Origin of the sequence: Pauljensenia sp. 20925_1_34 (genome assembly GCF_041432775.1) — a bacterium.
Classification (GTDB): Bacteria; Actinomycetota; Actinomycetes; order Actinomycetales; family Actinomycetaceae; genus Pauljensenia.
Map to the genome: position 1 here is coordinate 1 of NZ_JAPWAG010000048.1, position 5,887 is coordinate 5,887.

4 protein-coding genes are annotated in these 5,887 nt (G+C 69.9%); all 4 read left to right on the forward strand.

What is annotated here, in order from left to right; genetic code table 11:
* Positions 1 to 126 precede the first annotated feature (126 nt).
* The 4 genes from O3669_RS10675 to O3669_RS10690 all read left to right on the forward strand — a co-directional run bounded on the left by O3669_RS10675 (position 127) and on the right by O3669_RS10690 (position 5,661).
* Positions 127 to 1,467 (forward strand): hypothetical protein, encoded by a 1,341-nt coding sequence (locus O3669_RS10675; RefSeq protein ID WP_371524812.1) that lies wholly within the window; start codon positions 127 to 129, stop codon positions 1,465 to 1,467.
* A complete protein-coding gene (locus O3669_RS10680; RefSeq protein ID WP_371524814.1) occupies positions 1,464 to 2,762 on the forward strand; it encodes a hypothetical protein in 1,299 nt (432 codons plus the stop codon). Before O3669_RS10675 ends, O3669_RS10680 begins: the two co-directional genes overlap by 4 nt.
* Positions 2,755 to 4,290: a multicopper oxidase domain-containing protein gene (locus O3669_RS10685; RefSeq protein ID WP_371524816.1), complete on the forward strand. Its 1,536-nt coding sequence runs from the start codon at positions 2,755 to 2,757 to the stop codon at positions 4,288 to 4,290. Before O3669_RS10680 ends, O3669_RS10685 begins: the two co-directional genes overlap by 8 nt.
* Before the next feature lie 153 nt (positions 4,291 to 4,443).
* A complete protein-coding gene (locus O3669_RS10690; RefSeq protein ID WP_371524818.1) occupies positions 4,444 to 5,661 on the forward strand; it encodes an MFS transporter in 1,218 nt (405 codons plus the stop codon).
* The last annotated feature ends 226 nt before the right edge of the window (positions 5,662 to 5,887 follow it).

Sequence of the window (5,887 nt, forward strand, 5' to 3'; positions counted from 1 at the left end):
CAGTTGGCGCGCGGGGACCATTTTCACGGCGATTACCCATAGAAATATGGGACGCTGGCCGTTACCGTGGTGGTAGTTCGATACGTCGGTGAGCCGACGCCTCCCACCAGCACCAGGAGCGCCCACATGAGCGAGGCACCCAGCCCCGCCGCCCGAGACGGCGGACCACGCGAGCACGCCCCGGCCTCGTCAAGAAAACCGCGCACGAGCCCAGCGATCCCACCCCTTCCCAAGGCGCGCCTGGCCTTCCTGATCCTCGCGGGCGCGGCCCTGCTCACAGGCCTGGACGCCTCACTTGTGCGCCTGGGAGCCATCGCGCCCGTGGCCTCGACAAGCCTGGGGACCGTGCACGGACTCCTCATGATCTACGGGTTCCTGGGCACCGCGATCTGCCTGGAGCGCGCGGTCGCCCTCCAGTCCGACGGGCGACGCCCGTGGGCCTACGCCGCTCCCCTCCTGACCGGTGCGGGCGGCATCAGCGCGGTCGTCATCTCCCTGAACGAGGCCGCGCGCACCACCCTCGCGAGCCTTCCGCTCCCCCGCTACCTCGCCGCCCACCTGAGCGGCTTCGCGCCCGAACGGATGATGCCTGGCTTCCTCATCACCCTCGGCATGGCGCTGCTGACGGCCATCTACTGCTACGTGTGGGCGCGCCGGCAGGCCACCCACGCGGTCCTCATCCAGCTGATGGGCGCTCTCATTGGCCTGGGCGGCATCCTCCTGTGGTGGCGAGGCCTCGAGACGCCGCGCGCGGTGCCCTGGTGGCTGGCGTTCCTGATCGTCACGATCGTCGGCGAGCGCGTCGAGCTCGCGCGCCTCGCCTTCGCGTCCGGCTCCACTGAGCGGCGCATCACAGCCGAGAGCGCCGCACTCATGGTGGGACTGACCGTCGCGCTCTACTCCCCCACGATCGCTTACCCCCTGATCGGCCTGAGCCTGGGTGTCCTCATGGCCGACACCGCGTGGCACGACGTCGCGCGCGGCACCGTGCGCATGAAGGGCCTTCCGCGCCTGGCGGCCGTGTGCATGCTGAGCGGCTACGCGTGGGCGCTCGTGCCCGCACTCATGTGGATGATCGCGCCGCCCGCCTTCGACGGATACGGCTACGACGCCGGCGTCCACGCGATCACGATTGGCTTCGTCGTCTCCATGCTGCTGGCCCACGCGCCCGTCATCATCCCGGCGGTCGCCCGGCGCGAGGTCCCCTACCACGTCGCCATGTGGGTCCCCTTCGCGTTCCTGCAGCTCTCCCTCCTCGTCCGCCTCCTCGCGGGCGCGCGCGAGGCCGCCTACCCGTGGCGCCTGGGAGGCACCCTCGGGGTCGTCGGCATGCTCCTGTTCGTGGGCACGACGCTGACGGTGACGATTCGCCGGGCGCGCGCGGCCTCGCGCGAGATCGGGCCCGGGGACGAGGCCGGGGCCAGGCCTGCGGCTCCCGCGTCCTCGGGCGGACGGGAGGCCCGATGAGCAAGCCCCGCGTTCCCCGCACCGACCGCGTGACCACGATCTGGATGTGCACGGCGGCCGTTGCCGCGGCTGTCACGATCGTCGCCCGAGGCCGCATCCCGCAGAACCTGTGGACGATGATCCACCTGGTGACCCTCGGCGTCCTGTCAAACGGGATCTTCCAGTGGTCCTGGTACTTCACGCGCGCGCTCGCCCACCTGGCGCCAGACGACCGACGCGCGGGGCGCGACAACACCGTGCGTATCACGGCTTTCAACCTCTCCCTGCTGCTCCTCATCGGCGGCATGTGGTCGGGCTTGTGGCACGTGACCGTCACGGGCGCGACCGTCGTCGGCGCGATCGCGGCCTGGCACGGGTGGGCGCTGCTCACCGCTTCCCGCGAGCGCCTGGCCTCGCGTTTCGCCGTCATTATCCGCTACTACATCGCGGCGGCCTTCTTCCTGGTGGTCGGCGCGACGCTGGCGGGTTTCGTCACGGCGGCCATGTTCGACGCGGACGCTCCCGCGTGGCTGGCCGAGGCCCGGGACCGCCTGACGGTCGCCCACGCGCTGGCGGGTGTCGCCGGGTGGGTGGGCCTGACGATGGGCGGCACCCTGGTGACGCTGGGGCCGACCGCGATGCGCACGCGCATGGATCCGCGGGCCGTTTCCTTCGCGACGAGCGCCCTGCCCATGTGGGTGGCGGCGCTTCTCGTCGCCGGCACGGGCGCTGTGGCCGGGTCGATGCGCGTGACTTCCGTGGGTCTCCTCGTCGTCGTGGGCGCAGCTGCCCTGGGCGTGGGCGTTCCGCTGGTCCGCGCGGCGCTGACAAAGGGGCCCGCCGAGTACGGCGCGTGGTCCCTCATGCTGGGCGCCGCCTGGATTCTCGTCGCGGGCGCGGGAGCGTCCCTGCGCGCCTTCGAGGCGGCGGACGCGACCGGGCTGCGCACGGCGTTCCTCGCGTGGATGCCGATCCTGGGCGCGGCTGGGCTGGGTCAGCTCTTCGTCGGCGCGCTCACCTACCTGATGCCCGTCGTGATTGGCGGCGGCCCGTCCGCGGTGCGCGTCGGCGTCAGCGTGCTCGAGGCCGGGGCTCCGATCCGGGAGGCGGCTCGCAACGTGGCCGCAGTGTTCGCCCTTGCTGTCGCGTCCCTGGGTGGCGTCTCCGCCGAGCGTCTCACCACCGCCGCGTGGGTGGTCCTGCTGGCCACCTACCTCGTTGACATCGTCCTCTTGGGCCGCGGCGGCGTGGCCCAGGCGCGCGCCAAGCGCGCCGCCTCTTCATCCCCCACCACACAAGGAGGCCGCCGTGGCTGACCTGAACCTGTCCGCTTCGCCGTCGCCGGGAGGCGAGAAGCCGAAGGAATCCGCTCCGAAAGGCCCCGCGGCGGGAACCCCCAAGCTGCGCATGAGCCCGACGGGCGACCACTCGCCCGTGAGCCGCACGGCGGGCGCAATCATCGGCGTCGTCTCCGTCGTGGCGCTCGCGCTGGCGATCTTCCTGTCCAACCCATCCACACCCACGACGCAGGGCACGGGAACGGGGACGGGAACCACGGCCTCGTCCGTGACGCCGACCGGACACACGACCCGCGTGTCCGTGGGCGTCGAGGGCATGGCCTTCACGCCCAACCACATCGAGGTCCCGGTCGGCGACCGCCTCATCATCGACTTCACGAACTCGGGGGATCAGCGCCACGACCTGGTGTTTGAGACGGGCGTGACCTCCGGGTCTCTGGCGACCGGCGAGACTAAGGAACTGGACCTCGGCGTCATCTCCGGCGACGTCGAGGGCTGGTGCTCCCTGCCCGGACACCGCGAGATGGGCATGACCCTGCACGTGCAGGCCACGGGCGCCTCCTCGGGTTCCTCGTCCTCCGCGGGGACCACGGCCTCGGGCGGCCACGCGGGGCACAACCACACCGGACACGGGCACGACCACGGGCAGGACGCCGCCGCGGGACCGGCCACCCCGACCGCGCTGACGGACTACGCGGCGACGATCGACGCGCGCGACCCGGTCCTGCCGCCGGCCACGAACGAGACCGAGCGTCACTACACCTTCACGGTCACCGAGCAGACCGTGAACGTCACCAGCTCGCTGACGCGCGAGTCGTGGACCTTCAACGGGGACGCGCCCGGCCCGATCCTGCGCGGACACATCGGCGACACCTTCCACATCACGCTCGTGAACAACGGGACGATGAGCCACTCGCTGGACTTCCACGCGGGCCTCGTCGCCCCCGATAACGTCATGCACTCCATCGAGCCCGGGCAGACCCTCGAGTACACCTTCGTCGCCAAGAACGCGGGCATTTGGCTCTACCACTGCTCGACCGCACCCATGTCGATGCACATCGCGAACGGCATGTTCGGGGCCGTCGTCATCGACCCGACCGACCTGGACAAGGTCGACCGCGAGTACGTCATGGTCGCCTCCGAGCTCTACCTGGGCGCGGACGGGCAGCCCGCTGACGCCTCGCTCCTGTCGGCCCTGCAGCCCAACGCGATGGCCTTCAACGGCGTGCCCTTCCAGTACAAGGCGCACCCGATTCAGATCAAGACCAACGAGCGCGTGCGCGTGTGGGTCATGGACGCGGGCCCGAACCTGGCGACCACCTTCCACGTCGTGGGCACCCAATTCGACACCGTGTGGCGCGAGGGCGCCTACGTGATCCGAGGCGGAGGGTCCGGCGGCGGCTGGGGCCAGGTCCTGTCTCTGGGCGCCGCCGAGGGCGGATTCGTCGAGTTCACGCCGCTCGAGGCCGGCCACTACGCATTCGTCAACCACGCGCTCTCCCTGGCGGAAAAGGGACAGCTCGGCGTCTTCGAGGTGACCGACTAGACCTTTCCCGCTCTCCGGCCACGGCCTCGTCCCCATTCGACGAGGCCGTGGCTATTTTCGCGGTCTCCCCTCCCCTCGCGGAGGGCCCGAATGGTTACGTACGCCCCATGTCGCTTGGCTTTCGGGACGCTGCCCCGGTGATAAAATGAATGGATGCTAGGCACCTATCTTGACATTCTGCGTTACCACCAGTCCTGGAAATTCTCCGCGGCTGGCCTTGTTCTGCGCATGCCGATGTCCATGGTGGGACTGTCAACGATCCTGATGGTGCGCGCCGAGTACGGCAACTACACGCTGGCCGGCGCCGTTGCCGCGGTCAGCATCATCGTCATGGCACTCTGCGCGCCCATCCTCGCGCGCCGCGTCGACCGCCACGGGCAGCTGCGCGTCATGGGCCCCGCGTGGACGATCTCGGTCCTGTCGATGTCCGCGCTGGTCGCCGCCGTCATCATGCACGCCCCCGCGTGGACGCTCTTCATCCCGGCCGCCCTCGCGGGCGCCACGTGGGGCGCACCCGGCGCACTCGTGCGCTCGCGCTGGTCGACGATCCTGCACAAGCCGGGCCAGCTGACGACCGCCTACGCCCTCGAATCCGCCGTCGACGAGTTCGTCTACATCGTGGGCCCCGTGCTCTCCACCGTCCTGGGCACCGCGGTGCACCCCGCGACCGGCCTCATCATCTCGATCGCGAGCCTGGCAGTGGGCGGCTTCCTGTTCCTGTCACGCCGTGACTCCGAGCCCGCGATCATCCCCCACGATCCGAGCGCCCCGCGCGAGTCCGTCATCCGCAAGCCCGTCGTCCTCGTCATGGCGGCGACCTACATCGGCATGGGCACGACGTTCGGCGCGATGGAAGTGTCGATGGTCAGCTTCACCGAGGAGCTGGGCACCCCCGCGCTCGGCGGCATCCTCCTCGCCCTCTTCTCCATCGGCTCGCTGACGGCCGCCCTCGTGTACGGCGCACGCACATGGAGGCGACCCACCTGGCAGCTCTTCGTGATCGGCGTGATCGCGATGGCGATCGGCATGAGCCTCTTCCCCGTGGCCTTCAACGTCTGGACGATGGCCATCGTCATCCTCATCACGGGCCTTACCTGCGCCCCCACGATGACGAACGTCAACGTCATCATCCAGAATTCCGTCTCCCCCGCGAAGCTCACCGAGGGCCTCACCTGGATGTCCACCTCGATCAGCCTGGGTGTCTCCCTGGGAACCGCGGTCGCGGGACCCGCGATCGACGCTATCGGCGCGCGCGGCGGCCTGTTCACCATGGCCAGCGCAGGATGGGCGATGGTCCTCCTCATGCTGATCGGCCTGCCCGCGCTGCGTAAGAGCGAAGCCCAGCCGACCCCGCCGCTACCCCTCGACTAATCGGGTTCTTCGCATGTAAGGGTGTGGGAGGTGTCGGAGTGGGCCGGAGTGCAGGTGGTGGCGTGGGCGGCGTGCCGCCAGTAGGGCCCAGCTGCGCATGGAGGGGTGCGGCAGTGAGTGGTTCAGTGTGCCAGTTCCGCGTTTGTTCTTGTATGTCGGGGCGCTGCACCCGATCCGTAGGCAATGCACCTCTTCTGTTCGGGTGCACCGCCACGTAACGGGTGCA

What these genes read in the sequence shown, in the direction of transcription:
- O3669_RS10675 (WP_371524812.1), top strand. Translation starts at nt 127, where the DNA reads ATGAGCGAGGCACCCAGCCCCGCCGCCCGAGACGGCGGACCACGCGAG.
- O3669_RS10680 (WP_371524814.1), top strand. Translation starts at nt 1,464, where the DNA reads ATGAGCAAGCCCCGCGTTCCCCGCACCGACCGCGTGACCACGATCTGG.
- O3669_RS10690 (WP_371524818.1), top strand. Translation starts at nt 4,444, where the DNA reads ATGCTAGGCACCTATCTTGACATTCTGCGTTACCACCAGTCCTGGAAA.